Annotated in this window: 21 protein-coding genes and 4 tRNA genes; 24 read left to right on the forward strand and 1 reads right to left on the reverse strand. The window is 47.5% G+C overall.

The window, feature by feature from the left end; all coding sequences use genetic code 11:
• Positions 1-59: 59 nt before the first annotated feature.
• Genes T2812B_RS02280 through T2812B_RS02295 form a run of 4 tightly spaced genes read left to right on the forward strand, consistent with a single transcriptional unit; the run spans position 60 to position 2719 of the window.
• The gene (locus tag T2812B_RS02280; protein ID WP_004081480.1) at positions 60-344 is read left to right on the forward strand and encodes an MTH1187 family thiamine-binding protein; all 285 of its coding nucleotides are present in this window, start codon (positions 60-62) and stop codon (positions 342-344) included.
• Entirely contained in the window at positions 316-1068 is a 753-nt protein-coding gene (locus T2812B_RS02285; RefSeq protein WP_008192148.1) for an ABC transporter permease, read from the forward strand. Before T2812B_RS02280 ends, T2812B_RS02285 begins: the two co-directional genes overlap by 29 nt.
• On the forward strand, positions 1065-2015 hold the full coding sequence (locus T2812B_RS02290; RefSeq protein WP_008192147.1) for an ABC transporter substrate-binding protein: 951 nt from the start codon (positions 1065-1067) through the stop codon (positions 2013-2015). The genes T2812B_RS02285 and T2812B_RS02290 overlap by 4 nt, the downstream gene beginning before the upstream one ends.
• Complete coding sequence (locus tag T2812B_RS02295) at positions 2012-2719, forward strand: ABC transporter ATP-binding protein (RefSeq protein ID WP_008192146.1); 708 nt, start codon at positions 2012-2014, stop codon at positions 2717-2719. Before T2812B_RS02290 ends, T2812B_RS02295 begins: the two co-directional genes overlap by 4 nt.
• On the opposite strand, the gene T2812B_RS02300 is transcribed toward T2812B_RS02295, so the two are convergent.
• Positions 2703-6950, reverse strand: a complete 4248-nt coding sequence (locus T2812B_RS02300; RefSeq protein ID WP_008192144.1) for an acyl-CoA dehydratase activase — start codon at positions 6948-6950, stop codon at positions 2703-2705. The genes T2812B_RS02295 and T2812B_RS02300 overlap by 17 nt on opposite strands.
• A gap of 99 nt (positions 6951-7049) precedes the next feature.
• On the opposite strand from T2812B_RS02300, the gene T2812B_RS02305 reads away from it, so the two are divergent.
• The 20 genes from T2812B_RS02305 to T2812B_RS02400 all read left to right on the forward strand — a co-directional run bounded on the left by T2812B_RS02305 (position 7050) and on the right by T2812B_RS02400 (position 23446).
• Positions 7050-7125, forward strand: a tRNA-Lys gene (locus tag T2812B_RS02305).
• 5 nt (positions 7126-7130) lie between these two features.
• A tRNA-Leu gene (locus T2812B_RS02310) sits at positions 7131-7217 on the forward strand.
• An 11-nt stretch (positions 7218-7228) separates the two neighbouring features.
• Positions 7229-7303 (forward strand) — tRNA-Gly (locus T2812B_RS02315).
• 63 nt (positions 7304-7366) lie between these two features.
• Complete coding sequence (locus T2812B_RS02320; RefSeq protein WP_008192142.1) at positions 7367-8515, forward strand: TIGR00529 family membrane protein; 1149 nt, start codon at positions 7367-7369, stop codon at positions 8513-8515.
• The gene (uvrA, locus tag T2812B_RS02325; RefSeq protein ID WP_008192140.1) at positions 8512-11262 is read left to right on the forward strand and encodes an excinuclease ABC subunit UvrA; all 2751 of its coding nucleotides are present in this window, start codon (positions 8512-8514) and stop codon (positions 11260-11262) included. Before T2812B_RS02320 ends, uvrA begins: the two co-directional genes overlap by 4 nt.
• A 19-nt stretch (positions 11263-11281) precedes the next feature.
• Positions 11282-11512, forward strand: a complete 231-nt coding sequence (gene secG / locus T2812B_RS02330; RefSeq protein ID WP_004081487.1) for a preprotein translocase subunit SecG — start codon at positions 11282-11284, stop codon at positions 11510-11512.
• A gap of 4 nt (positions 11513-11516) precedes the next feature.
• Entirely contained in the window at positions 11517-12722 is a 1206-nt protein-coding gene (gene tyrS / locus T2812B_RS02335) for a tyrosine--tRNA ligase (RefSeq protein ID WP_008192136.1), read from the forward strand.
• 82 nt (positions 12723-12804) lie between these two features.
• Positions 12805-14007 (forward strand): S-layer homology domain-containing protein, encoded by a 1203-nt coding sequence (locus T2812B_RS02340; protein WP_008192129.1) that lies wholly within the window; start codon positions 12805-12807, stop codon positions 14005-14007.
• Between the two features lie 34 nt (positions 14008-14041).
• A complete protein-coding gene (locus tag T2812B_RS02345) occupies positions 14042-15259 on the forward strand; it encodes a hypothetical protein (RefSeq protein WP_008192126.1) in 1218 nt (405 codons plus the stop codon).
• Positions 15260-15326: 67 nt separating this feature from the next.
• Positions 15327-15415, forward strand: a tRNA-Ser gene (locus T2812B_RS02350).
• A gap of 37 nt (positions 15416-15452) precedes the next feature.
• Positions 15453-15977 carry a cysteine hydrolase family protein gene (locus T2812B_RS02355; protein WP_008192125.1) on the forward strand — a complete coding sequence of 175 codons (525 nt, stop codon included), beginning with the start codon at positions 15453-15455 and terminating at the stop codon, positions 15975-15977.
• 10 nt (positions 15978-15987) lie between these two features.
• On the forward strand, positions 15988-17283 hold the full coding sequence (locus T2812B_RS02360; RefSeq protein ID WP_004081492.1) for a hypothetical protein: 1296 nt from the start codon (positions 15988-15990) through the stop codon (positions 17281-17283).
• 13 nt (positions 17284-17296) lie between these two features.
• Positions 17297-18178: a pyridoxal 5'-phosphate synthase lyase subunit PdxS gene (pdxS, locus tag T2812B_RS02365; protein ID WP_004081493.1), complete on the forward strand. Its 882-nt coding sequence runs from the start codon at positions 17297-17299 to the stop codon at positions 18176-18178.
• Between the two features lie 3 nt (positions 18179-18181).
• A complete protein-coding gene (pdxT, locus tag T2812B_RS02370; protein ID WP_004081494.1) occupies positions 18182-18748 on the forward strand; it encodes a pyridoxal 5'-phosphate synthase glutaminase subunit PdxT in 567 nt (188 codons plus the stop codon).
• Entirely contained in the window at positions 18745-19374 is a 630-nt protein-coding gene (locus T2812B_RS02375) for a hypothetical protein (protein ID WP_008192112.1), read from the forward strand. Before pdxT ends, T2812B_RS02375 begins: the two co-directional genes overlap by 4 nt.
• Positions 19375-19414: 40 nt before the next feature.
• A complete protein-coding gene (locus T2812B_RS02380) occupies positions 19415-20404 on the forward strand; it encodes a YbhN family protein (RefSeq protein ID WP_081501862.1) in 990 nt (329 codons plus the stop codon).
• Positions 20401-20994 (forward strand): TIGR03936 family radical SAM-associated protein, encoded by a 594-nt coding sequence (locus T2812B_RS02385; RefSeq protein WP_004081497.1) that lies wholly within the window; start codon positions 20401-20403, stop codon positions 20992-20994. Before T2812B_RS02380 ends, T2812B_RS02385 begins: the two co-directional genes overlap by 4 nt.
• Positions 20987-21355, forward strand: coding sequence for a response regulator (locus tag T2812B_RS02390; RefSeq protein ID WP_004081498.1), 369 nt, complete (start codon positions 20987-20989; stop codon positions 21353-21355). The genes T2812B_RS02385 and T2812B_RS02390 overlap by 8 nt, the downstream gene beginning before the upstream one ends.
• Positions 21348-22685, forward strand: a complete 1338-nt coding sequence (locus T2812B_RS02395) for a PP2C family protein-serine/threonine phosphatase (RefSeq protein WP_008192110.1) — start codon at positions 21348-21350, stop codon at positions 22683-22685. The genes T2812B_RS02390 and T2812B_RS02395 overlap by 8 nt, the downstream gene beginning before the upstream one ends.
• A complete protein-coding gene (locus T2812B_RS02400; RefSeq protein WP_004081500.1) occupies positions 22685-23446 on the forward strand; it encodes a YebC/PmpR family DNA-binding transcriptional regulator in 762 nt (253 codons plus the stop codon). Before T2812B_RS02395 ends, T2812B_RS02400 begins: the two co-directional genes overlap by 1 nt.
• Positions 23447-23450 lie beyond the last annotated feature (4 nt).

Here is a 23450-nt window from a genome sequence, read left to right on the forward strand (position 1 = left end):
GGTTCTATTATACTATGTTATAATTCAAATTAGAAGAGCCGAATTGAGGAGGTGAAAAAATGCCGAAGGTGACGGTTTCCATAAAGGTGGTTCCCGCCGTGGAAGATGGAAGACTCCACGAGGTGATCGACAGAGCAATCGAAAAGATCTCTTCATGGGGCATGAAATACGAAGTGGGTCCCTCCAACACCACCGTGGAAGGTGAATTCGAAGAAATCATGGATCGTGTGAAAGAGCTTGCCAGATACCTTGAACAGTTCGCGAAACGATTCGTTCTTCAGCTGGACATCGATTACAAAGCTGGAGGTATCACGATTGAAGAGAAGGTATCGAAGTACCGCTAAATGGCTGTTTTTTATAGCTCTGATTTTCGTGTGGGAGTTCTCGAAAGTTCCACAGTATCTTCTTCCCAAACCTTCTTCCATAGTCCTCGAAGGACTTTCGCAGTGGAAAATCTTGATGGATCACAGTCTCTACACGATCCTTGAGGCTTTTTCTGGCCTGGTTATAGGCCTCGTGTTGGGAGTAGGGCTAGCGGTTCTGATGGATCTGTTCCAGACGGTGAAAGAGGTAATGTACCCGATCCTCATCATCTCACAGGCGATACCCATCGTGGCTGTGGCACCGCTCGTCATCATCTGGTTCGGTTTGGGCGTGGGCACGAAAATAGGCATAGTAGCGTTCGTCACACTCTTTCCGGTTGCGCTCAACACTCTCGAAGGATTCAGAACGATCGATCAGGACGCTCTGGATCTTTTCAAAGTGATGAAGGCTACAAAGATCCAGATCTACAGGTACCTTGTGATACCGCACACGTTACCTTACGTTCTCTCTGGGCTCAAGATATCCGCCACATACGCTGTGGTTTCCGCTGTAATAGGAGAGTGGCTTGGAGCAGAAAAGGGCCTGGGCATATACATGATAAGGGCGATGAACACCTTCAGAGCCGACAGGCTCTTTCTCTCTGTGATAGTTGTGGTTGTGCTCAGCGTTGTCGTCTTCAAGATAGCTGATATTCTCTCCAGGAAACTCACACCCTGGTTCGAGGAAAGGAGGCTGGTACAATGAAGAGACTGATCTTCATTGCGATGTTTCTGATCTCTGTCCTCGCACTTTTCGCTGAAGAGGTAACGGTGGTACTGGACTGGTATCCCAACACGAACCACACGGGGCTCTACGTAGCCAAGGACCTTGGATTCTACAGAGAAGAAGGATTGGATGTGAAGATCGTTCAACCGTCTCGGTTGACGGCGGAACAGCTTGTAGCGAGTGGAAAAGCGGAATTCGGCGTGAGCTATCAGGAAGCGGTCACCCTCTCCAGAGGAGAAGGAATGCCCATCGTCTCCATAGCTGCCATCATTCAGCACAACACTTCAGGTTTCGCATGGCTAAAGGACGAAGGAATCAAAAGTGTGAAAGACTGGGAGGGTAAGAGATACGGAAGCTGGGGTTCTCCCATAGAGAAGGCGACCATAGAATACATCATGAGAAAATACGGTGCAGATCCTTCAAAGGTGATTTTTGTGAACGTGGGACAGATGGATTTCTTCGCAGGAACGCTGAACGATGTGTTCGACTTTGCCTGGATCTTCTACGGATGGGACGGCGTTGCCAGCAAGGTGAAAGGGATAGAGATAGAGTTCCTCTCGCTGAAGGATATAGACGAAGTCTTTGACTACTACACACCGGTTCTGATAACGAGCGAATCTCTCATAAAGCAAAATCCAGATCTCGTGAGAAGATTTTTGAGAGCCACGGCTAAGGGGTACGAGTACGCAATACAGCACCCTGTGGAGGCAGCCAAAATACTTCTCAAATACGCTCCGGAACTGGATGAAAAGATCGTTGTAGAATCTCAAAAGTACCTCGCAGGCCAGTACAAAGCGGACGCGGAAAAATGGGGCTACCAGAAAGAAGAAGTCTGGAGGAGATACGCGGAATGGCTTCACTCCATGGGATTCCTGAAAGAGATGATAGACGTGACGAAGGCGTTCACAAACGAGTTCCTACCGTGATAAAGGTATCCCAACTCACGGTTCGATACGGAGAACTCAAAGCGGTGGAGGATCTCTCCCTGGAGGTTCAAAGGGGAGAGATCCTCTCTCTTGTGGGACCATCCGGATGTGGAAAGACAACCGTTGTGAAGGCTATCCTGGGACTGATTCCCTACGAGGGAAAGATAGAGATTTTCACTTCTCGTCTTGGATACTGTCCTCAAAAGGATGTGCTGTTCGACTGGATGACCGTCTATGAAAACGCCGTGCTCCCACTCGTTCTCAGAAAAGAACAGCCGCCATCGAACATAAAAGAACTGTTCGAACGATTCGGTCTTTCTGGCTTTGAAGAGAAAAGGCCGTACCAGCTGAGTGGCGGTATGAGACAGAGACTGTCCCTTCTGAGGGCCGTTTTATCGGGAGAGGAGCTTCTCGTACTCGATGAACCCTTTTCTTCGGTTGACGCCTACACTCGAAAGAAACTCCAGATATGGCTTTCTGAGATCGTACACAGGATGAAAAGCACAGTCGTACTCATCACTCACGACGTGGAGGAGGCGGTCTTCCTTTCAGACAGAATATTGATCCTCTCCGATCGCCCCGCAAAGATTTTGAAGGAAATACGCGTGCCGTTTTCAAAGCCAAGAACCATAAAAACTCTCTCCGATCCTCGTTTTTCAGAAATAGAAAAAGAGGTGCTGGAGACTCTCATGAATCAACCCTGATATTTTCAGGGAGAGTCTCTTCAGTTTCCTCCAGAGTGTTTTCCGTGCCCAGCAGACCGTTCAGGTAGTTTCTCAATCTTCTGACCTGGAACATGAACGCCTCCAGCTTGCTTTGAACCGTTGGTGTGAACGGATTCCCATCGGATTCTATGTGTATCACGGGAAGGTCTCCGAACTCGTCCAGTACTTTTCTCAAAACCCCTGTGGTCTTCTCTTTTTGTTCTTTCAAGCCTTTTTTCACAACCGCTTCCGCTATCCTGCTCGGCATGCAACCGAAGGGTCCTATGGAGATGACACCATCGTAGTGGTTTACGATCTCATGAAGGATGGTTCCTATAGTGAGGATCGCTTCTCCGGTGAGCTTCGGATTGAGGTAGTCTTTCGCCGCGTCAACAATGGCTTCCACATCCACCATCTGAGTCCTGTAAAAGCCGCTCTTTTCCAAGATTTTTTTCACCCTTCTCTCTACGTACCTTTTCACGAGGATCTCGATTCGTTTCTTCAGCCTGTCCACGCGGGTGGAATTCGGAGAGATCAACCTGTTGAGGTACAGATAATCCGTATAATAGATCCACTCGTGGACCGGCGATATGTGCATGATGATCCCGTTCTTCTCCATCAGGTTTTCGAGGTGTTTTCTGGAAAACTCGTCTCTTCTCACATAGATTTCTCCTGTGAGCAGCACCTTCGGCGCCTTTTCGTAATCCATTATTCTCTCAACACCCGAAAGTATCTCTGAGACTTCATCGAGTGTTTTGAAGAAGTCCCTGAGGGAATCATTCGCAAGACTGTTCAATATCTTTTCTCTGCATCCTTCCAGGACTTTCTTTGCTTCTTCTTTGTTCCTCGCCAGCGTCATCACAGCGCGTTCCACATCGAAGAACACATCAGAAACGACAATAGCCAGCCATGCTCTGATCCTGAAAGCAATTCCAAGCCCCGCGTAGGCGTTTTCAGAGTTCAAACCGAAGAGCGTCACGTTCCTCACGTTGTTCCTGTCGAGCCACAGGTTCATGAAGACACTGTACTGCCCGAAGCGGCACGGTCCCATCGTCTCTGGCATGAAATAAAGTATGATCTCGTCATCGGTTGCTTTCTCTCTGATGTACTTTATGAGGCTTCCAAGAGTGAGTTGAAGAGGAAGACACTCCTTCGAAAGAGAGTTTCCCCTTCCGAGTTTGAACTCCTCGACGTCCGGTGGAGGACACACGTCGGACCTGACACCGTAGTATCTGAAAGCCGCAGAAAGACACTGAGACCCGAACTGACCCATTGACGGGAAAACAACCTTCACCCTTTCATCGTTGAGCCGCAGTCTCTCTCCGTCCGGAGTGATCACGTAGAGGGTGTTTTTCTCCAGAACCGTTTGGGGTCTTTTCGCTCTCTTTTTCTCTTCGTTCTTTCTCTGCAACCTGAGATAACTCTTCACGATGTCTATGAAGGCTTCGATTCTCGTTTCTATGCCCGCGTCCGCTGTGTGACTGTCGAGCTCCAGAACGAGCGATGGTTTCTTCGCCATTATGTCTCTGAAGTAAGAGATGATGAAAGAATCAGGCCCACAGCTGAAGTTGGTGATGTAAACCCCAAAGAGTTTTGGATGCTTTTCAACAAAACGTGCCGCTTTGAGAATCATCTCCCCCCATGACCAGTACATGTTTCTGTAGCCCTTTTCATCCTCGAAGGGTATGGAATCGAAGTTGATGATGGGAATTCCGCGGGTGGCGAATTTTTCGGGGATTCCCATGTTCGCATCGGAAGAGAAGGCGTTGTAAGATCTTCCAAAGAGAACCACACCGAATTCCGATTCATCAAGAACCTTCAGGAATTCATCCCACTGTTTCTTTATGAGATTAAACCTTTCGTTGAAAGCCTTCCAGGCCTTTTCAAAGGCCCTTTCTCCTTCCTCGCGTGATCTTCCAAGCCTTTCAGCCACTCTGAGAAATTCTTCCTTTTCATCGCCGCGCGAGAAATCGAAATAGCCCGTCACGAGCTTTTCTTCCAGTTCAGGAAACGCTGATGTGAGCCAGTCAACTTCACTCTGAACAAAGGGACAGAAGACGTTGTAGTTCTCTGAATTTTCCACTTTGATTCCTCTCAACCTTGGAACGAATATCAGATCCGGATTCTTCGAGATCAGATCGTACATGTAGCCGTGGGAGAGTTCCACCGGGAAGCAGAATTCGGAGTTCATCATCTCCCAACCGCGTCTGTCGGACTTTTCGGGAACCACAACGTCGAAACCGAGTTCTGTGAGGAAGGTGTAGAAGAGCGGGAAAAGGTTGTTCATCGCCAAAGATCTGCTCAAACCGATGGTCTTTGTTCCCTTCACTTCTCTCTCGAAGTGGAATATGTATTTCTCCCTGTTTTTGACGAAGTTGTACTTTGTGCTGTCTATGTTGGCGTGTCTCAGCACGTTTTCGTACCTGTTGCAGGCACCACCGAACGGGAACCGCTTTCCATCGATCTCTATGATCCTGATCTCACACTTTCTATCGCATTTTTCTTTCCCACCGGGACAGATGAACGTTCCTCTGTATCTGACTTCTCTGGAAATCAACTCCTTCAGTTTGAACTCTTTCTTTTCCAGAAAACCGAGTTCAAGATTCTCCTTGGTGAGCAGAGCCACTCCGTAAGCGCCCATCAAACCCGGGTGCGGGGGAACAACTATGCTCTTCCCTACGAGAGCAGCCATGGCAACAGGCACCGCTTTGTTGTAGCAAACCCCGCCCTGCATGAAGATCTTCTTTCCTACGGGTCTGCTTCCCTTCACTCTGTTCAGGTAGTTCATACACACGGAGTACACAAGCCCGGCGCATATGTCTTCTTTGGAGATCCCTTCGTTCACCGCCGTCTTGACGTCGCTTCCTATGAAGGCCGCACACTGATCACTGAAGTTCGGTGGATTTTCACCTTTCAGAGCGAGATCTCCGATCTCGGTGTAGTGGACTCCAAGGGACTCTCCCGCTGCCTCTTCGAGGAAAGATCCCGTCCCGGCTGAACAGGCTTCGTTCATCGCGTAATCCGCCGGAACCCCGTTCACCAGATAAGTGTACTTGGCATCTTGACCTCCTATCTCGAAAATCGTGTCCACCTCCGGATCGAAATGAGCAGCCGCCTTTGCATGTGCCATTATCTCGTTGTACACGGCGTCGGTCTGAGAATACAGCCCAACGATCTTCCTCCCTGAGCCCGTCACACCGAGTCCGATTATCTTCACTTTCGTCCCGTTGAGCTGCTCCAATATAGAAGAGTAACACTGTCGTGCCGCTCTTATGGGATCTCCCAGAGTTCGAAGGTACACTCCCGCCAGGATGGCTTCATCATCGTATCTCATCAGCACCGCTTTCGTTGTGGTGGATCCAACGTCTATTCCCAGCACACACACATCTCCATCTCTTGCCTGCTGGAACGGCATTTCCTTGAACTCGACCATGTGCAGGTACTTTTTGAGAGGCTCGTGAGTGGGAAAACTGGTCATTTCCTCTTTTTTGACCGTGAAAGTCTTTTTTGATTCCACTCTGTTCAGCTTTCCCCACAGGTAAGCCCCATAGGCTTCGAAGAACAGCGCTTCTTCCGGAACGATCACTTCCAGAACTCTTTCCAGGTGCTTCAACATGAGCCTGTTTCTCGTCGTTCCACCGACAAGGAGGATCTTCTTCACTCCTGCCTTGTGAGCCAGTTCCACTATCTTGTCGGCCATCACCTTTCCAAGGCCGTTCAGAACGAGTTCTTTTGGAACTCCTTTGTTCAGCGCGTGGGTGCAATCGCTTTTGCAGAAAACGGTACACCTCGAGGAGAGTTCATAGTACTCTTCCGTCTCGACACTGTTCGCCTCCTCAAGAGATATTCCCATCCTCTGAAGCTGCTGAAGGAAGAATTCCCCCGTTCCCGAGGCGCACTTGCTACCCGTGTATATGCCGGTTATGATTCCCTTATCGTTCACTCTGTAGAGAATGGTGTTCTCCCCGCCGGCACTGACAACGGCTTCGACCTTTCCGTATTTTTTCATGAGATGCCTGTAAGCGATTTCCGTTGCCTCCGCTTCGGATATCTGAGGCAGATCTATTATTTCTCTTGTCTTTCGACCCGTGATGACCACGGGCCCTTCATCGAGAAAGGCGGGGATCATCATGGAAAGCAGGGCGAGGGGATCTCCATTGTGAGGAAGATTTCCTTTCTCCCTTTCACTGTAGAATGAAACACTCGAGGAACCGATGCACACGCCGGTCATTTCACATCACCTCTTTGTTGAATATTTTAACACCTACCGTTCGCAGTCTCAACTCACCTCTTGAAATCCTCTCCAGTCTGTGATATCATTTGTACCGGCGACCCGGTAGCTCAGCAGGCAGAGCACCTGACTTTTAATCAGGGGGTCGTGGGTTCGAATCCCACCCGGGTCACCAGTGGTGCGAGAGTGGCGGAATTGGCAGACGCGCTGGACTTAGAATCCAGTGGGCTGAAGCCCGTGTGGGTTCAAGTCCCACCTCTCGCACCAGGATAGAGCAGGCGGGTGTAGCTCAGTGGTAGAGCACCAGCTTGCCAAGCTGGGGGTCGCGGGTTCGAATCCCGTCGCCCGCTCCAGACAAAAGAGAAGGGGAAATCTCCCCTTCTTCTTTTTCTTTATGTCGTGGAGGTAGAAGAGCCTTGAACACTCTGTCGGTGTTGTTATCCCTCTTCACAGTCGTTGTTGTGCAGAGAGTTTTTAAAAAACTTTCCATTTCTCTGCTCTCCGGTGTCATCGTGATGATTCTCTCTCTCAAGGTGGGGAACATTCTGGAAATCTTTTTCTGGACAGTCTCTTCAGATTCCTTCTGGTCACTCATAGTGACGGTTTTTCTGATATACCTTCTTTCAGGGATGATGGAAAAATCGGGTGATTACAGCCGCTTTTCCGAGGAAATGCGAACTATCTTTTCAAAGAACGTGGATTCGTTCGTCCCCGCTCTCATAGGTCTCATGCCGATGCCCGGTGGAGCTCTCTTCACAGCTCCCATAGTGAAGAACTCACTTCCCGAAGAGAATCCGCTGAAACTCGCCGTCAAAAACTACTGGTTCAGACACACGATAGAATTCTTCTGGCCCATATATCCAGCTGTGGTGCTCGTCTCTGAACTCTCCGGAATCCATCCGGGAAAGGTATCTCTGACTCTCTTTCCTGTGTTTGCCACAGCCTTTCTTCTGGGATGGTTTTTTTTCAATGGGAAGCAACTTCCTCGTCTCTCTAAACCCAGATCGTTTTTCAATCTTCTTCCACTGATACCTGTTCTGGGAACGGGTGTTCTCATACTTCTTTTCAAAGTTCCAGGATGGTTCGCACTTCTTTTGAGCACATCGGGTTACGCCGTATTCAGGAGAAGATACCTTCTAAAGACTCTGAAGCAGGTTTTCAATAAGTGGGATGTTTTTCTCGTCCTCTTTCTTGTTTACATCTACAAGGTCGCAGTTGAACACTCCGGTGTGGGTGAAGGCATCGCGTCAGAATTCGTCAGATGGAATCTGTCTCCCTGGATTCTCCTCATCTTTTTACCTCTCGTGTCGGGAATCTCCACAGGTATCACGCAGGCAGCCGTTGGTATTTCTCTTCCCGTTTTGATGGAGGTGTTCAGCAGCAAGTACGCCGTGTACACCTACATGTTCGCTGTGGGTGGTGTCATACTGTCTCCGGTTCATCTGTGTGTAGTGCTGTCTGCGAAATTCTTCGAGGTAGAGGTGTTCGACATTCTAAAGAAGGTGTTCCTCCCACTGGTGCTGACTCTGATCCTCGGCGCCCTCGTTTTGGGGGTGATCCTGTGAACGAAATCGTGGTGAAAGGAGCAAGAGTTCACAATCTGAAAAACATAACCGTGAGGATTCCAAAGAATAGGCTTGTTGTCATAACGGGAGTTTCGGGATCGGGAAAGTCTTCACTCGCCATGGACACGATATACGCCGAAGGACAGAGAAGATATCTGGAGTCACTTTCTACGTATGCGAGACAGTTCCTCGGCAACCTGAAAAAACCTGATGTTGACGAAATAGAAGGGCTTTCCCCCGCCATAGCCATAGATCAGAAAACCGTCTCTCACAATCCCAGATCAACCGTTGGAACGGTGACGGAAATTTACGATTACCTGAGGGTGCTCTACGCGAGGATAGGAAAAGCCCACTGCCCTGAGTGCGGAAGGCCTCTCGAGAAAAAGAGCATCGATGAGATCCTTCAGGATTTGTTCAATTCTTTCAAAGAAGGGAGTCGAATCTACATACTCGCACCAGTTGCGACGGAGAAGAAAGGAACATTCAAAAAAGAGATCGAAGAGTTCATTTCCAAAGGATTCGCGAGAATAGAAATAGACGGCGAGATTTACAGACTCGAGGAAGTGCCAGAACTCGACAAGAACAAACGACACACTGTGAAACTGGTGGTCGATAGGTTGATCCTTGAAACCAGAAACGAACACAGGATACTGGACAGCCTCGAGCTTGCAATGAGGGAAGGAAAAGGATTCGTCGAGATCAGAAACGTCGACACCGGAGAGAGCAAAATCTTCAGCGAAAACCTCATGTGCCCGGTGTGTGGTATCGGGTTTCCAGAGATCACACCAAAGCTGTTTTCTTTCAACAGTCCGTACGGTGCGTGTCCGAACTGTCACGGCCTCGGCTTCACATTTGAGGTGGATCCATCCCTCGTGATAGACGAAGAGAAGAGCGTTCTCGAGGGTGCGATCATTCCGTACAGATGGGACAGAAGGCTCTCGAGATGGGTCGCAAGGGAGATAGAAAAGCGAGGCGCTTCCCCTCGCCTTCCCTTCAAAGATCTGCCCGAAGATGTGAAAGAGTTCATCTTGTACGGAGATGACCGTTTCGAAGGAGTGGTTCCAAAAGTCCAGAGGTGGCATAGAGAAACGGAATCTCCCGAGATGAAGGAGTGGCTGGAAAAGAACTTCATTGTACAGAGAACCTGCTCCGTCTGCGGTGGGAGAAGATTGAACAGGGAAGCCCTCTCTGTGAAGATAAACGGTTTGAACATACACGAGTTCACCGAGCTTTCTATCTCAGAAGAACTCGAATTTTTGAAAAATCTGAATCTCACCGAAAGAGAGCGGGAAATCGTGGGAGAACTCCTGAAGGAAATAGAAAAAAGGCTCGAATTCCTCGTGGACGTTGGACTAGAATATCTCACTCTCTCCAGATCCGCCACCACACTCTCTGGAGGAGAATCTCAGAGAATAAGGCTCGCAACGCAGATAGGTTCGGGTCTCACAGGAGTCATCTACGTGCTGGATGAACCGACTATTGGACTCCACCCGAGGGACACAGAGCGACTGATAAAGACCCTCAAAAAGCTCAGGGATCTTGGAAACACGGTGATAGTGGTGGAACATGACGAAGAAGTGATCAGGAACGCTGACCACATTATAGACATCGGACCAGGTGGAGGAACGAACGGCGGTCGGGTCGTCTTCCAGGGCACTGTGGATGAACTTTTGAAAAATCCAGACAGCTCTCTGACGGGTGAATACCTCTCGGGGAAAAGAAAGATCACAGTAAACAAAACGAGGCGGCTTCCTTACGCGTCTTTGAAGATCAAAGGCGTTCGTCACAACAATCTGAAAAACATAGACGTTGAGATTCCCCTCGGTGTCTTCGTCTGTGTCACGGGAGTGTCGGGATCCGGAAAATCTTCCCTCGTCATGGAAACGCTCTACCCAGTGCTGATGAATCTCCTTCACAAAACCAAACTTCCCACTGGAGAATTCGATTCAATCGAAGGCCACGAGAACATCGACAAGGTGATCGCGATAGATCAATCTCCCATTGGAAGAACACCGAGGAGCAACCCAGCCACCTACACCAAGGTGTTCGACGAAATAAGAAGCCTCTTTGCCATGACCCCCGCTGCTAAGGCACGTGGTTACAACAAGAGCAGGTTCAGCTTCAATCTGAAGGGAGGAAGGTGCGAAGCCTGTCAGGGTCAGGGTTACGTGAAGATAGAGATGCTCTTCCTTCCCGATGTGTACGTGGAGTGCGATGTTTGTAAGGGAAAGAGATACAACAGAGAAACACTCGAGATAACCTACAAAGGAAAGAACATTTCTGATATACTCGATATGACGGTGGATGAAGCGCTGGAGTTCTTCAAGAACATACCCTCTATAAAGAGAACGCTTCAGGTCTTGCACGATGTGGGCTTGGGATACGTGAAACTCGGGCAACCGGCCACCACCCTCTCCGGGGGTGAGGCGCAGAGAATAAAGCTTGCGTCTGAATTGAGAAAAAGGGACACAGGGAGAACCCTCTACATACTCGACGAGCCAACTGTTGGACTTCACTTTGAAGACGTGAGGAAACTCGTGGAAGTGCTCCACAGGCTGGTAGATAGAGGAAACACCGTAATCGTGATAGAACACAATCTCGATGTCATAAAAAACGCAGACCACATCATAGATCTCGGTCCTGAAGGTGGAAAAGAAGGTGGCTACATAGTTGCAACGGGAACACCAGAGGAAATAGCAAAGAATCCTCACTCTTACACCGGAAGATTCTTGAAGAACGTGTTATAATGCCCAGGGAGGTGTAGTGATGAAGACGTTTTTCCTAATCGTTCACACCATCATAAGCGTGGCTCTCATCTACATGGTCCAGGTGCAGATGTCGAAATTCTCAGAGCTTGGTGGTGCTTTCGGAAGTGGAGGACTTCACACCGTTTTTGGAAGAAGAAAAGGCCTCGACACCGGTGGGAAGATCACTCTTGTCCTGTCTGTACTCTTTTTCGTTTCCTGCGTAGTAACAGCTTTCGTTCTAACGAGGTGATGGGATGACGCCGGAAGAACAGGTGAAAATTCTCAAAAGAAACGTTGTTGACCTCATAAGCGAAGAAGAACTCCTCGACAGAATAAAAAGAAAGGGAAAACTCCGCGTGAAACTCGGTGTGGATCCCTCAAGGCCCGATTTGCATCTGGGTCATGCGGTCGTTTTGAGGAAGTTGAGAGAATTTCAGGATCTCGGTCACACGGTCGTTCTGATCATAGGAGACTTCACCGCACGCATTGGTGATCCCTCTGGAAGGAACGAAACGCGTCCTATGCTGACCAAAGAAGAGGTTCTGGAGAACGCAAAGACCTATCAGGAACAGGCCTTCAAGATACTGGATCCAGAAAGAACGGAACTTCGCTTCAACGGTGAATGGCTCGACAGGATGACCTTCGCAGATGTGATCGTTCTGGCTTCAAAGTACACGGTTGCGAGGATGCTCGAGAGAGACGATTTCGCAAAGAGATTCAAAGAAGGCATTCCCATTGCCATATCAGAGTTTCTGTATCCGCTCGCACAGGCCTACGATTCCGTTGCCATCCAGGCAGATGTGGAACTCGGCGGAACGGATCAGCTTTTCAACCTCCTTGTGGGAAGGAAGATACAGGAAGAATACGGTCAGGAGCCTCAGATCGTCATGACGATGCCGATCATCGAAGGAACGGATGGAAAATTGAAGATGAGCAAAAGCTACGGAAACTACATCGCTTTCAACGATCCGCCCGAGGAGATGTACGGCAAACTCATGTCCATACCTGACGAACTCATCATAAAATACATGCGCCTTCTCACGGACATCCCAGAAGAACAGATCGAAGAGTACGAGAAAAAGATGAAGGAAAAAACGATCAATCCACGAGACGTAAAGATGGTTCTCGCGTACGAAATAACTCGTTTCTTCCACGGAGAGGAAAACGCAAAGAAGGCCCAGGAACAATTCGTGAAGGTCTTTCAAAAGAAAGAAATTCCTGACGAGATGCCGGTCGTTGAGATTTCTCAGGAGAAGAACATCGTGGATCTCCTCGTGGAGATAGGAGCTGCATCCAGCAAAAGTGAGGCTAAAAGACTCGTTTCTCAAGGTGGAGTGTACATCGACGGAGAGAGGATAGAGGACATAAAATTCACTGTAGAACCTGATGGAGAGCGAGTTTTGAGAGTTGGAAAGAGGAAGTTCTACAGAATATCAGGTGGAGAGACAAAAAAACTTTAGAAAACTCTTGAATTTCCTTTGGACGGGATGGTATAATCACCACAGGATTTAACTGTGATCAATGAGAAGGGAGGTTTGTCCCATGAAGAGAGTTCTTCTTACCGTTGCAATGCTGTCCGTTTTCTTCTCAGCGATGTTCGCGTTCTTCCCTGATGTTCCAAAAGATCACTGGGCTTACGAGTACGTCTGGAAGCTGTGGCAGAGGGGTATCTTCATAGGTTATCCGGACGGCGAGTTCAAAGGGGACAGGTACATCACCAGATACGAAGCAGCGACTGCGGTGAGCAGGCTCCTCGATTTCATCGAACAGAAGATGCTTGCAGGTGCTTCAGGTGATCTGGCACAGGTTGTTGGAAATCTCTCCGACAAGTACATGGCCCTCGAGGAGAAGGTTAACGGTCTCACCGGCATACTGGACACTCTTGCATCTCAGATAGGTACCACTCAGGCCAATCTCACAGAAACCGAAAGAGAACTGCTTGAGAAGATCGATTCTGTGAAAGAAGAGATCGAGATGGAGTTCGACAAAGAGATCTCGCTCAACAGAGAAGTTGTGAACAACATCGGGCTCAAACTTGGAAATCTCTCCAGAGACTACGAAAGATACAAGGAGAATGTGGACGCAAAGATCTCTGAAGTGAACGAAAAACTCGCAGCCCTTGAAAAGGACCTTGGAAACAAGATCGCCGATCTCGAAGGAATAGTCAATCTACACGAGAAAGACATCATAAACATTTACAACAAGATCAGTTCCGTTAACGAGGAACTCAACAAAAAGATAGTCGCGACAGAAGAGAAACTCTCCAGGAAAGATGAAGAAATCTCCGCAATGGTCGAACTTCACGAAAAAGACATCATAAACCTCTACAACAAAGTCGCTGCACTCAACGAAGATCTCAACAAAAAAATACTTGACACGAAGGCCGAACTTTCTGCTAAAATAGAGTCACAGGAGAAAACGTTGAACATGGTCTACACAAAACTCCTCGACACAGAAAGCAAATTGAACGATGAAATTTCCGCTCTCAAGGAAAAGGACGCGGAGATACAGAAGACGGTTGATCTTCATGAACAGGATATCGTCAACCTCTACGGAAAAACGTCGTCTCTCGAAGAAGACCTCAACATGAAGTACAACGAGACTAACGAAAAGATCGATCAGGTGAAGGCGGAACTCGAGGACAAAATCGAAAGCGTGAAGGCTTACAACAGGAATCTCAGCATCCTCACAGGTGCGTTCTTTGGAATTCTCGGTCTCATTCTGATCGCAATCAGTGGTAAATAAAACCAAAATTTATTCTGAGGGGAGGTAAGATGTTATGAAGAAGTTGCTCGCTCTTTTCCTGGTACTGGGTCTTTTAGTCACAGCAGCGTTTGCCTACGAAGACGTCGTTAAAGTCAATGTCTCCGGAACTGGTTACTTCAACGCGTACCTCGATGAAGAAGGCATCGACCTCGAAGGTGGTATTAGTGATTTGTCTGTGTCCATTTCTCCGAGCTCTGGCAGTGTAACAGCACCTGCTACCATTACAGCAGAATTTTCCATCAACGTCCTTGGAACAACCGCTTCTCTCAGCAAGATAGCTGTCACAACAGATCTGTTCGATCTCACTTACTATGTTGGAGCAGCTAACGTTGACAATTACATTTTCTATGGTGTTGGTGGAGATTACGTAGAATTCACACCGAAACTTGGTCTTGAAGGAATTTCTCTGACCGCCTACTTCGCAGACATCGTTTCTGAAGTTGACCTTGACAACGCCACCAACGACACGAACAATTACTTCGACGACGCTGTTGCTCTGAAACTCGGTGTGACGAACCTTGATCTCCTCGACGCGACACTCTTTGGTGCGTTCTATGATACCGATACGAACAATGCTACAAGCGCCTATGGCTATGCTGCTCACCTGAACCTCACCGGAAAAGACATCCTTGAAAATCTCGTGGTCGATCTTGCCTACGCCTACGAAGCAACCAGCATGTACCTGGTAGAAGCACAGTACAGCAAATCCTTTGAAATGGAACCTGTAACTTTGACTGTGTCTCCACACTTTGTCTACTCTGAAGGAGCTCCGAAGTATTACAAAACCTCTGATGGCGTAGATTGGAACAAGAAGTACATAAAAGCTGGACTGAAAGCAGAAGCCGGTGTCACTGATGAACTTACATTCAGTGCAGAACTGACACCGACCTATGATCTTGCCGCCAACTCCTTCAGTCTGCCTGTAACTCTTGCACTTGCTTATGCTTCTGATATTGCAAGTGCGAATGTGAGTGCTTCTTGGGGTGACGCTGTAGCAGCTGCTACCGACGTTACGATCGATGCAGATCTTACAGTCACAGCTGTCGAGAACCTCACAGTTAAAGCAGCTGCACAATACAAAGTTGCCACCAACGAACTGGGTTACAACGTCGACACCAGCTACGTCTACGGACCTCTCACAACAGGATTCTTCTTCGGAACTCTGTTCAACAATGCAATTCATGACTACTTCACCTGGTACCTGTACCTGAAAGCTTCCGTTGCATTCTAATCCACACTACCACAAATCAACCCCCGGCACTTGCCGGGGGTTTTGTTTTGTTGTATAATTTAAAACTGGAGGCGTGTCCGAACTGGCTAAGGAGCCGGTCTTGAAAACCGGTGGGCCGGAAGGCCCGTGTGGGTTCGAGTCCCACCGCCTCCGCCAGCCCCGTACGGGGCTTTTCTTTTTAGGGGGTGAAAACGTGAGAGCCCTTCTTGTAGTGGACCTCCAGAGGGATTTCGTTGACGAAGGCGGTGCTCTTTACTTCGAAGGAGCAGAAAAGGTGATCAATCCCATTTTGAAGTGGGTTGAAGAGTTCAAAAAGGAAAACCTTCCCATCATCACCACACAGGATTGGCACGATCCTGAAGACAGAGAATTCAACATCTGGCCAAAACACTGCGTTGCAAACACTGATGGTGCAAGACTCACTGAAAAACTCGAGAAAGCTTTGAAAGATTATCCAAATCATTTCTCTGTGAAGAAAAACCGATACAGTGCCTTCTACAACACGAATCTTGAAAAGATAATCAGAGACAACGAAATAGACGAAATTTACGTTTGTGGAGTTGTAACACACATCTGTGTGCTCTTCACCGTTGAAGAGTTGAGAAACAGGGATATCCCTGTTAAAATAATCACTGAAGGCGTCGCTTCTTACGATGAAGAGCTTCACCGCTTTGCGCTGAGGGAAATGAAAGAAATTTTAGGAGCAGAATTCATTTGAGGTGATCAATGTGAAAAGACTCAGCCCCGAGGTCTTCAAGGTTCCCATCGACCGCATCAGAAACGGTTACTACTCGGACATATACTTCATAAACTACGTGAAGGTCCTGAAAAGAGACAGCCGCCACCCACGGGTGTACTATCAGTTCTTTCCAAGAAAAGACGCCGTAATCTGCGGAATTGATGAGGCCCTCGCCATTCTGAAGTTTTGCACGGGATACTACAAAGACGAGGAAAAAGCGAGAGAGCTCTTCGAAGAGATCTTGAAATTAGACAAAGAAATGCAGGCTGCCTCGGTTGAAATGGACGTTCAGAAGATTCTGGAGCTCACACAGAAAAAGTGGGACCTCAGATTGAAACTGAACGATCTTTGGGTAGACAAATGGGATGAAATAGAAGTACACGCCCTTTACGACGGCGAGGAAGCGAAAGAAGGAGAGCCGATAATGACAATAGAGGGAGATCCCACCTATTTCGGGTATCTCGAAACGGTTCTTCTTGGTGTGATCGCAAGAGCCACCAGCACGGCAACGGCCGTCAAGAAAGTGGTGAAGGCAGCGAGAGGAAAACCCGTGCTCTTTTTCAGTGCCCGTTTCGATCACTACTGGGTCCAGGCAACGGACGGCTACGCAGCTCTCAAAGCGGGGGCCTTTGGAGTTTCTACAGACGCGAACGCGGATTACTGGGGTGTCAAATCCATGGGAACGATGCCCCATGCTCTGATAGCCTGCTACGACGGGAAGACCGAGGACGCTGCCATCGCTTTTGACAGACACATGGAAGAAGATGTGAACAGGATCGTTCTTGTGGACTGGGACAACGATGTGATAGGAACAACCTTCAGGGTCATCGAAAAGTTCTACGAGTACGTGATGAAAAAGCCGTTCAAACTCGGAGTGACAGATCCTTCACCGATCATAGGTCCTGGAAAGAACAAGATATGGGGTGTGAGGTTCGACACCTCCGGGAACCTGAGAGATAAATCTGTGGTCCCAAAAGACGAATCCTCCTTTGGAGTGTGTCCGGAACTCGTCTGGAGAGCTCGTCAGGAGTTCGACAAGGTGGGACTCAGGGATCTGAAGATAGTCGTCTCCGGAGGATTCGACGAGAAGAAGATAGATCTATTCGAAAGATTGGGAGTGCCGGCAGACGCTTATGGTGTCGGTTCTCGCCTGCTGAGGGAGAAGGTAGACATCACAGCAGACATCGTTGAAGTCAATGGAAGACACTGTGCAAAGGTGGGAAGATACAAGATAGAAAATCCCAGATTGAAAAAAGTGGGGAAACGCTACTGGGAGGAAGAGTGAGGAGGTGAACGCGATGGAAATCAAAAAGGGTACCTGGATCATAAAGAAGGGTTTTGCGGAGATGTTCAAAGGCGGCGTCATCATGGACGTCACCTCTGCTGAACAGGCCAAGATCGCAGAAGAAGCGGGAGCCGTTGCGGTAATGGCCCTTGAAAGAGTTCCAGCCGATATCAGAAAAGAGGGTGGAGTCGCCAGAATGGCAAGCATCGCAAAGATCAGGGAAATCATGGAAGCAGTATCCATCCCTGTGATGGCGAAGGTGAGAATCGGTCACATAGCCGAAGCAAAGATACTGGAGGAACTCGGAGTTGACTTCATCGACGAATCCGAAGTCCTCACACCAGCTGACGACAGGTTCCACATCAACAAACACGAATTCAAAGTGCCCTTTGTCTGCGGTGCAAGGGATCTCGGGGAAGCTCTCAGAAGAATAGCGGAAGGTGCAGCCATGATCAGAACGAAGGGAGAAGCCGGAACGGGAAACGTTGTAGAAGCAGTGAAGCACATGAGAAGGGTGATGGAACAGATAAAACAGGTGACGAAGATGGAAGACGAAGAACTCGTCGCTTACGGAAAAGAAATAGGAGCTCCCGTCGAGCTTCTCAGAGAGGTCAAGAGACTTGGAAGACTTCCCGTTGTGAACTTCGCAGCGGGTGGTGTGGCAACTCCTGCGGATGCGGCTCTCATGATGATGCTCGGAGCAGATGGAGTGTTCGTGGGATCCGGTATCTTCAAGTCCAAGGATCCGAGAAAGATGGCGAAAGCCATGGTGCTGGCCGTTACCTACTGGGACAATCCAAGGATACTCCTCAAGATCTCCGAAGACATAGGAGAGCCGATGAGAGGGCTCGATGTCGAAGAACTCGAAGTGAGAATGCAGGAGAGAGGGTGGTAAAGAATGAAGATAGGCGTTCTGGGTGTTCAGGGAGACGTCAGAGAACACGTGGAAGCTCTCCATAAACTCGGAGTTGAGACCCTGATAGTGAAACTTCCAGAGCAGCTGGACATGGTGGATGGCCTCATTCTGCCCGGTGGAGAATCGACCACCATGATAAGAATTCTCAAAGAGATGGATATGGATGAAAAGTTGGTGGAAAGAATAAACAACGGCCTTCCCGTCTTTGCAACGTGTGCCGGTGTGATCCTTCTCGCAAAGCGCATCAAAAACTACTCTCAGGAAAAACTAGGAGTTTTGGACATAACCGTTGAAAGAAATGCCTACGGAAGACAGGTCGAAAGTTTTGAGACGTTTGTAGAGATACCCGCTGTAGGAAAAGATCCGTTCAGAGCCATTTTCATAAGGGCTCCGAGGATCGTTGAAACAGGAAAGAATGTGGAAATTCTGGCAACTTACGACTATGATCCTGTTCTAGTGAAAGAAGGAAATATACTCGCGTGCACGTTTCACCCAGAACTCACCGACGATTTGAGACTGCACAGATACTTCCTGGAGATGGTGAAATGAAAGTGAAGATTGATCTGGAAGATGAAAAACTCCGTGAACGAATAGCCAGTATCGTTCAAGAGGCAGGTTTTTTCATAAATGAATCGGCGGATGTGATCATCACCGACGATTTGAAAAAACAGGGTCGGTGGGTGATTCTGGTTTCAAAGAACGTACCTGAGAAGGTTCCGGAAGGTGTGCTGGACGTGATCGATCCACGCCTTCCGGACTTTTTGCTGAGAAGAAAATTCGAAATGATGAAGGTGTACCTGATATTCCCATTTGGTATCCTCAGCTATCTCGAAGACGAATTCGAAAAATCAAAGCGATACGGATTTCCACTTTCTGTTATCTATCTCTTCTTCGAAGATGACGGTACGGCAAGACGTGTCTATGAACTCCTTCGAGAACTTTTGAGGTCTTCTGATAGATTCGATTTCCTGAAGAGAAACGAAATAATGATCGTTCTTCCCGGAACATCGAAAGAAGGCGCGGAAAGACTCCTCAAAAGGTTGAAGAGAAAGTTCCTGAGATTGGACTGGACAAAACAGCCGATGCTCGAGTACGGAGTCGCCCAGGTCGAAGACTGGATGGAAACCGTTGAAGATCTGCTTGCATCTCTTGAATCCTCTCTGAGGAGGTTGTAAAAATCTGAGTAAAAAAGAGTGGATCAACATAATTCTGGCACTGGCTTTTGGATTTCTCGCCGTTGTTTTTATTTTCAGGGAAGTGGATCCCGCTGAATTTTCCAGATATTTTCATTTGAAATCTCTCCTTTACATGTTCCTTCTCTGCGGAACATTTGTTTTTTCTATCGTCATAGACTCTCTCAGGATGAAATGGCTCTACTCATTTGTGTGGAAAGAGAAGTTTCCACTGTACGATGCCTTCTTCAACAATTACATGAGTTTTGTCTTCAGCATGCTCACCCCTTTCTATTTTGGAGGACAGTTTTTCCAGACGTATCACCTCTCAAAAATGGGTTTCAAATCTGAACACAATGTGAACGTGATTCTTTCCAGATTTGTAGAATACCTGATCTCCGTTACTGTTCTTTCGATTCTGGGCCTTGTGAGATACAGAAACTTTCTCTTCTCGAACGCACTTTTGACTTCAAAGTTGATACTTCTCGCGTACCTCATCAGCGTATCGTTCATTGCTGTTTTGATGTCTGCGCTGATAAATCCTCCCCTCATCGCACGTCTTTTTAACGCTTTCAAAAGAATAAGATGGATAGATCGACTCATCAAAAAGATCACCAAAGCAGAAGACTGGGATACCAGATTTCTCGAATGGACAGAAAAATTGAAGGAAAGTGTTCAAGTACTCTGGAAAAGCGGCTTTATGTTTTTTGATTTTCCTCTCACTTTCATTTCCCTGCTTGTTCAATCTTTTGTTCTCTACCTTGCCATCTGGCTCACATCCGGAAAAATAGGTTTCCTTGATGTCACAGGCCTCTTCTATTTCTTGAGTTTGGTCGTGTTTTACATACCCACTCCTGGAGCGAGTGGAGGAGTGGAAGCGGTTTATCAGATCGTTTTTTCCAAGATTTTGAATTCTTCCGAAAAAACACTCGCCTCCATTCTCATCTGGAGGATTTCCACCTATTACCTTCCGATATTCATTGGTATAGCATTCCTCTTGATTTACCGCTATCCGAAGGAAGTGACAAAATGAAGATCGTTCTCAGATTCAAGAAAAAAGGAATGAGGAGATTTCTCTCAACACTTGAGTCCATAAAACTCGTGGAAAGATCCATAAGGAGAGCAGATTTTTCGATCGTTTTCACGGAAGGTTTCCATCCAAAACCGAAGATGAGTTTCCTCGACGCCATGCCGGTGGGTGTGGTGAACCTCGCTTTCTACGTGGAACTCTTTGTGAAAAACATCTCAGAAAAACACATAGAAACCCTGAAAAGCATTCTCCCAAAGGATTTCGCTTTAGAAAGTGCATGGATCTTCGATGGAAACATCAACGAACTGGTCAACTCGTATCGTTTCTTAGTGATCTCAGAAAAACCTGTGGATCTGGAGAAGACTATTTTGAAAAAGAACAAAAAAGTTTCGTTCAAAGAGAGTCTTCTTGATTTTGAAATATCGAGTGGAAAAAAGTATCACATCTTCAGGTATACTCAAAAGAGGGAGAAACTGATAAACCCGTTACTCCTTGCAGAAGAAGGAACTTTTTTCTTACCCATATGTGAAGAAGCCATGACCGAACACGGTCCTCTTTCTTCTCTCCTCGAAAGGAGGGGTACGCGTGTCTAAAAAAGTTCTTCTCGTTGATGACTCGGCGGTTCTGAGAAAAATCGTTTCTTTCAATCTGAAAAAAGAAGGTTACGAAGTGATAGAAGCGGAAAACGGGCAGATAGCCCTGGAAAAGCTTTCGGAGTTTACACCAGACCTGATAGTTCTCGACATAATGATGCCCGTGATGGATGGATTCACCGTGTTGAAGAAGCTTCAGGAAAAAGAAGAATGGAAAAGAATTCCGGTGATAGTCCTCACGGCAAAGGGTGGTGAAGAAGACGAATCTCTGGCACTTTCCCTGGGTGCCAGAAAGGTCATGAGAAAGCCGTTCAGTCCCTCCCAGTTCATCGAGGAGGTGAAGCATCTATTAAATGAATGAAAGGGAAATTTGCGAAAGAATCGCTGAAATCTTGAATCTTGAACACGACTGTTCGAAGGGAATAGATGATCTTCTGAAGATCCTGGAGTACGAGATAAACGAATATCGAAAAAGCTTAGAAGAGCAGGCCATGTTCATGGAAGCTCAGATCGAAGAACTCTCGCGCTCGTACGAAGAAATATCAACTCTGCTTGAAATCTCGGAGATTTTCGGAACATTTGAATTTCCTTTGAGCTTGCAGGACAAACTGGAAAAGGTTATTCGACTCCTCAGGAACGTGATAAAATTCGAAAGCTATCTCGTTCATCTTGAAAGTGAACTGACAGTCGGGGATCTGAACAGAGAAGAAATAGAACCAGAAATAGGAAATCCAGAAAAGACTGTTCTGATAGAACCCGGGAAATCTGAGAAATTTTCAAATCTTCTGTTTGTACCGATAAAAGGGAACAAATACTACGGATATGTGTGTTTCGTTGGAAAAGAAGACGGAGGGGTTTTCACCGCCGGCGACAGGAAAATAGCTGAGATGACGGCAAGATACATAGCGAGTGCTCTCGACAGATTGGATTTTCTCAAAAAGGAGATAGAGCGAGAAAGACTGGAAGAACAATTGAACATAGCAAGACAGATACAGACAAATCTTCTTCCCCGGAAAATTCCAGAGATTGGTTTCGTAGAAGCAGATGCCTGCTCTCAACCCGCTGTTCAAGTTGGTGGAGACTATTACGATTTCTTCGTGTCACAGGAGAAAAGATTTCTCACAGTCGTGGGTGATGTGGCAGGAAAGAGTGTACCGGCGGCTCTGCTCATGAGCGCTGTGAGGAGTTATCTGAAAGTACTGGTCACCACGTGTCCCGATCTGGAAAAGCTTGTGAACAGGCTGAACACCATTCTCTGTGAAGACATGACAAACGATCGCTTTGTAACGATGGCTTTTATAGAGATATCTCCAGATGGAACTTTGAATCTTATAAACGCAGGCCACAATCCAGTTTATTTCTTGCATAAGGGAGAGCTAGTCAAGATCGAAGCTTCCGCGATCCCAATTGGTATAACGGAGTGGGAATACAAAAAACACACCATTCACCTGAAACCCGATACATTCGTGATATCCTACTCTGATGGATTGACAGAAGCAAGAAACGAAGCGGGTGAGGAATTCGGATACGAAAGGCTCGAAAAGATTCTAAGGGAATTTAAAGGTGAAACACCCGCTGAATTGCTGGAGGCACTGAGAAAAAGAGTTAAATCGTTTATGGGAGATGCCCAGCAGCACGATGATATGACAATTGTGGTGTTAAAATATAAAGGACAGCAGGAGGTGGAATGATGTCAGGTCACAACAAGTGGGCCAATATTAAACACAGGAAGATGGCCCAGGATGCGAAGAAATCCAAGATCTTCACAAAACTGATCAGAGAAATCATCGTTGCAGCAAGGGAAGGAGGAGGAAACATAGAAACAAACCCGCGATTGAGAGCAGCAGTTGAAAGAGCAAGGGCGGAAAACATGCCCAAAGAAAACATTGAAAGAGCCATAAAAAGAGGAACGGGAGAACTCGAAGGTGTAGACTACCAGGAAGTGATCTACGAAGGGTACGCACCCGGAGGAGTCGCTGTGTACATCAGAGCGCTCACAGACAACAAGAACAGAACTGCTCAGGAACTCAGGCATCTGTTCAACAAATACGGTGGCAGTCTTGCAGAAAGCGGTTCGGTGAGCTGGATATTCGAGAGAAAAGGAGTTATCGAAATCTCGAGAGACAAGGTGAAAGACCTGGAAGAGCTCATGATGATTGCTATAGACGCGGGAGCGGAAGACATAAAAGACGCAGAAGATCCGATACAGATAATCACAGCACCTGAGAATCTTTCAGAAGTGAAGAGCAAGCTGGAAGAAGCCGGTTACGAAGTGGAAGCGAAGGTAACATTCATTCCGAAAAACACGGTGAAAGTCACGGGTAAAGATGCCGAAAAAGTCCTCGAATTCCTCAACGCACTGGAAGATATGGACGACGTGCAGGAAGTGTATTCGAACTTTGAAATGGACGACAAAGAGATGGAGGAGATACTTTCCAGACTGGAAGGATAATCCT

It is taken from the genome of Thermotoga sp. 2812B (assembly GCF_000789335.1).
GTDB classification, from domain to species: domain Bacteria; phylum Thermotogota; class Thermotogae; order Thermotogales; family Thermotogaceae; genus Thermotoga; species Thermotoga maritima.

What these genes read in the sequence shown, in the direction of transcription:
- T2812B_RS02280 (WP_004081480.1), top strand. Translation starts at nt 60, where the DNA reads ATGCCGAAGGTGACGGTTTCCATAAAGGTGGTTCCCGCCGTGGAAGAT.
- T2812B_RS02290 (WP_008192147.1), top strand. Translation starts at nt 1,065, where the DNA reads ATGAAGAGACTGATCTTCATTGCGATGTTTCTGATCTCTGTCCTCGCA.
- T2812B_RS02300 (WP_008192144.1), bottom strand. Translation starts at nt 6,950, where the DNA reads ATGACCGGCGTGTGCATCGGTTCCTCGAGTGTTTCATTCTACAGTGAA.
- secG (WP_004081487.1), top strand. Translation starts at nt 11,282, where the DNA reads ATGAAGACGTTTTTCCTAATCGTTCACACCATCATAAGCGTGGCTCTC.
- tyrS (WP_008192136.1), top strand. Translation starts at nt 11,517, where the DNA reads ATGACGCCGGAAGAACAGGTGAAAATTCTCAAAAGAAACGTTGTTGAC.
- T2812B_RS02340 (WP_008192129.1), top strand. Translation starts at nt 12,805, where the DNA reads ATGAAGAGAGTTCTTCTTACCGTTGCAATGCTGTCCGTTTTCTTCTCA.
- T2812B_RS02345 (WP_008192126.1), top strand. Translation starts at nt 14,042, where the DNA reads ATGAAGAAGTTGCTCGCTCTTTTCCTGGTACTGGGTCTTTTAGTCACA.
- pdxS (WP_004081493.1), top strand. Translation starts at nt 17,297, where the DNA reads ATGGAAATCAAAAAGGGTACCTGGATCATAAAGAAGGGTTTTGCGGAG.
- pdxT (WP_004081494.1), top strand. Translation starts at nt 18,182, where the DNA reads ATGAAGATAGGCGTTCTGGGTGTTCAGGGAGACGTCAGAGAACACGTG.
- T2812B_RS02375 (WP_008192112.1), top strand. Translation starts at nt 18,745, where the DNA reads ATGAAAGTGAAGATTGATCTGGAAGATGAAAAACTCCGTGAACGAATA.
- T2812B_RS02385 (WP_004081497.1), top strand. Translation starts at nt 20,401, where the DNA reads ATGAAGATCGTTCTCAGATTCAAGAAAAAAGGAATGAGGAGATTTCTC.
- T2812B_RS02395 (WP_008192110.1), top strand. Translation starts at nt 21,348, where the DNA reads ATGAATGAAAGGGAAATTTGCGAAAGAATCGCTGAAATCTTGAATCTT.
- T2812B_RS02400 (WP_004081500.1), top strand. Translation starts at nt 22,685, where the DNA reads ATGTCAGGTCACAACAAGTGGGCCAATATTAAACACAGGAAGATGGCC.